Raw genomic sequence first — 3,901 nt, 5'->3', positions numbered from 1 at the left:
TATAAAAGCTGATTCTATTGTTAAACTTCTAAACCTCACATTGATCAATGGAAAAGCCGTAAACGGCGGAACAATTGTCAATGAGGGTAATTTAAGTATTGCTGATTGTATTTTTGAAAAAAACTACGCAACATCATATGGGGGAGTTATAAGAAGTAATTCAGGAAATTTAACTATCTCCAACAGTAAGTTCAACAACAACTCAGCGGCATCATACGGTGGAGTTATACATTCCATTTCCACATTGGTCAATATATCAAATTCTAGTTTTACAAACAATAAAGCTGGCAGTGGTGGTGGAGCTTTGTATATTAATGGTATTCAAACAGCTAACTCTACTGTAACAAATTCTTATTTCGCGAATAATTCTGTTGAAAGCGATTGGGGTACTGCTGGTTCTATATGTATTGCTTACGGTTCGCTGATAAACAACACTATCATTAACAGTACTGTAAGCGGTAGTTCTGGTGAGGGAGGAGCTGTATACATCTCAGTAAACAGTTATTTAAAAAATAACACCATGATCAACTGTTCTGCAGTAAATGGTAACTATATTTATGCAGGTTCTTCTTTTAATGCTAAAGTTACTTTCAATGACGCGACTATTACCAATCCTAAGGCTACTGTAACTGCTACAGTAACAGATGACATGGGACATCCAGTTTACGGAGGAAATATTGACTTCTACACTAATGGCATATTACTTGGAACTGCGAATGTGATAAATGGTACAGCGACGCTAAAATACACTAAATTACTGGAAAATAACGGTTTATACAAGTTAAATGGAACTTCTTATTACTTCATAAATAATTTGTCCAATATTACAAATGGGACTTTGACTGTAAACATTGACAGGACTCCTAAGGAGGTATATGTTTCAACAACAGGCAGTGATGATACTGGAGAGGGGTCTGTAAGCAAGCCTTATTTGACTATATCTAAGGCTATTCATGAAGCTTTTTCCACATCATACTACCCTATAGTCCATATACTGGAGGGTACTTACTCTGGAGATGGAAACACAAATATGAGCTTCACTGATATAGGTGTTTTAAGCTTAATCGGTGAAAAATACAACAAAACTATAATCGATGGGGGACTTGTTAACTGGATATTCAATTTTGGCCAGTACACGCAGGTCAACATGGTGAATTTGACCATCCAAAACGCTAATGCTACAGATTATAGTTATCCTGTTTTAGATGTAGTTTCTGATTTGAATATGGCAGATTGTATTTTCAGAAATAATTATGGAATAGTTCCTATCATTTATGCAGGGGACTATGGATCAAAGGTTACAATTAAAAACTTAATTTTTAAAGACAATCAGGTTTCTGGCGCCTATTATGGGCCGTGCTTTGTTTATGCAGGTGAACTTGATAACTGCCACTTTATAAACAACAGTAACATAGGAACATCTACAGGTGCTATGTTCGGAGGAGCTTTATACAGTTATAATTTAACTGTAAGAAATTCTGAATTTATAGATAACTCCAATCAAGGCACTGCCGGTGCATTATTCGTAAATGGTCCGTTAACAAGTATCAACAACACCTATTCTGGTAATTATGCAAAGGAATATGGTGGAGCACTGCAGGCTGGTACTATGGCCAGTGTAAATGATACATTTTGCAATAATACTGCATTAATTAGTGGTGGGGCGGTTTTTGCCAATGGAAATATAACAAACGCTACTTTCAGGAATAATACTGCTGGAACATACGGTGGAGCTTTATGCTCCAGTGGGGGGTTGAATTTACATAATTGTGCCTTTAATAACAATAAGGCTGGAACTAATGGAAACGACATATATTTAACTGGTTCTGCTAAAGTTGGAGCAGTTAATCTGACTTTTGAATCCCTTAATAGTTCTGTCATATCCAATATTTTAAAAGCGTATCTGACTGATAGTGAAGGAAATATAATCAGTGGAGGAACTGTCACGTTCTATATCAGTGGAAAAAATATTGGTACAGCTGAAGTAATCAATGGTATGGCAAAAATCAGTTGTATGGGTTTCAGTAATGGAATCTATGAAATAACTGGTAATTACTCTTTATCAGATAATGTAGCTGTCAAAAGTGCTGTTTTAAATATTTCAGCAGAGATAATAAACTCGTTAGATCTGTATATTTCACCGGAAGGCAGTGATGAAACTGGTGATGGAACTGAAGGTAATCCATACGCGACAATAGCCAAAGCACTAAGTGAAGGGTTAGAAAAAACTCAAAATTTAACAATACATCTTTTAACAGGAACCTACACTGGATCTGGAAATCTTAACTTGACACTGCCAAATGGTGTGAATTTAACTATAGATGGTGCTGGAGTAAATAAAACATTTCTTGACGGTCAAAAAGTTAACTGGGCATTTACAAAAGGTTCAGGTGACGGGTTAATTAAATTAACTAATCTAACTATCACTAATGCTCTTGCCCCAAGTAGTTCATATGCTGCTACTGGGTATGGTATTGTCGAAAACTATGGTAAGATGTTAATTGAAAACTGTGCTTTCATCAATAATAATATGACATCTGTTGTAAATCAAAGGGGAGGCAATATAACAGTTAAAAACACATATTTCTACAACAACACAGCCTCACAAAATGGCGGGGCTTTTGCTAACTTTGGAGATGCGGTAATTGACAACTGCCTGTTTGTAGCAAATAGTTGCGGTAACTACGGATCTGCAATATTCAATGCTTACTTCCAGCAAAGCAATGCAGCAACATTACTCGTAACAAATACCATAATCCGAGATACGATAACCACAAAATCTAATGGTGGCGCAGTATATTTGGGAGGTATTTCCACTTTTAAAAATTGTTATTTCACAAACAACACGATTTTTGATATATATACGAGTGAATCAAGTGGTCAACCATATGTGACTATGATTAACACTACATTTTATAACAGTACTGGTTTTGGAGCATATGGTGGGACCCATTGGAGTATATACAACTCATCATTTGCTAACTTGAGTAAAGCCATTAATTTTGTATCAAGCTATAATATAATAATTGATGGGTGTTTATTCAATAACCCGCTCGGACTTATCATTCAAGGTAGCTCCAACGCAGCATATAATACCACAATATCCAACTCTGCAATCCTGAACAAATTGACAGCGGGCAATGGACTGTATTATCTAGACAACAACTGGTGGGGTAACAACAGCAAACCTACAATTCTCCCATATCTAACAAATACACCTACAGTTGTGTTGAATAAGTGGATTATAATGAGTTTAACCTCAAATAATGCGCCGGGTTTAAGTCAAATCATCAATCTGGCCATTAAATCTACAGATGGCAACAAAATTTATGATTATGACGTAAGTAAAATACCAATACCATCAGAAGATAAAGAATTTGTTTTTGAGGTTTCTAATGGAACAATAACTCCAAATTCAGGTAATACGACAGCCCAAGGAATTAATGCGACATACAGGCACAACCAATATGGAAACCAGACCATAAATGCAGTGTTCAACAGATCTACAGTATCTCTAGATATTGAACTATACCAGTTAAACACCATAACTACCATTATTTTGTCTAATTCTACTGGCAGGCAGGGCAACGTATTGGTTTTAACTGCGGATGTGGTTGAAGCAGATAGTGGCAGTCCTGTAAATGATGGTGAAGTTGAATTCTTTTTGGGAACTCGTTCTATTGGTAAAGCCAATGTTCACAACGGCAGAGCCACTTTGAACTGGTCAATTGATCAGGATAAAGGTGATTATCAAATCAATGTTCGATATAATGGAACTGACAGTTATATCTTCTCTGAAAACAGTGCTATGTTTAGCGTAACTTCTGTTAACACTACAACAACTGCTAATTTGTCTAATTCGTCTGTTAAGTATGGTGATAGGGTTAATGTGACTGCAGTT

General features: G+C 36.1%; 1 protein-coding gene. It reads left to right on the top strand.

Annotated features, from left to right (window positions below):
• Positions 1 to 40: 40 nt before the first annotated feature.
• A partial coding sequence (locus ASJ80_RS08485) for a beta strand repeat-containing protein (RefSeq protein WP_179288745.1) occupies positions 41 to 3,901 on the top strand: 3,861 nt, incomplete at its 3' end.

Source organism: Methanobacterium bryantii (genome assembly GCF_002287175.1).
GTDB lineage: Archaea > Methanobacteriota > Methanobacteria > Methanobacteriales > Methanobacteriaceae > Methanobacterium_D > Methanobacterium_D bryantii.
This window is presented reverse-complemented; position numbering and strand designations above follow the sequence as displayed.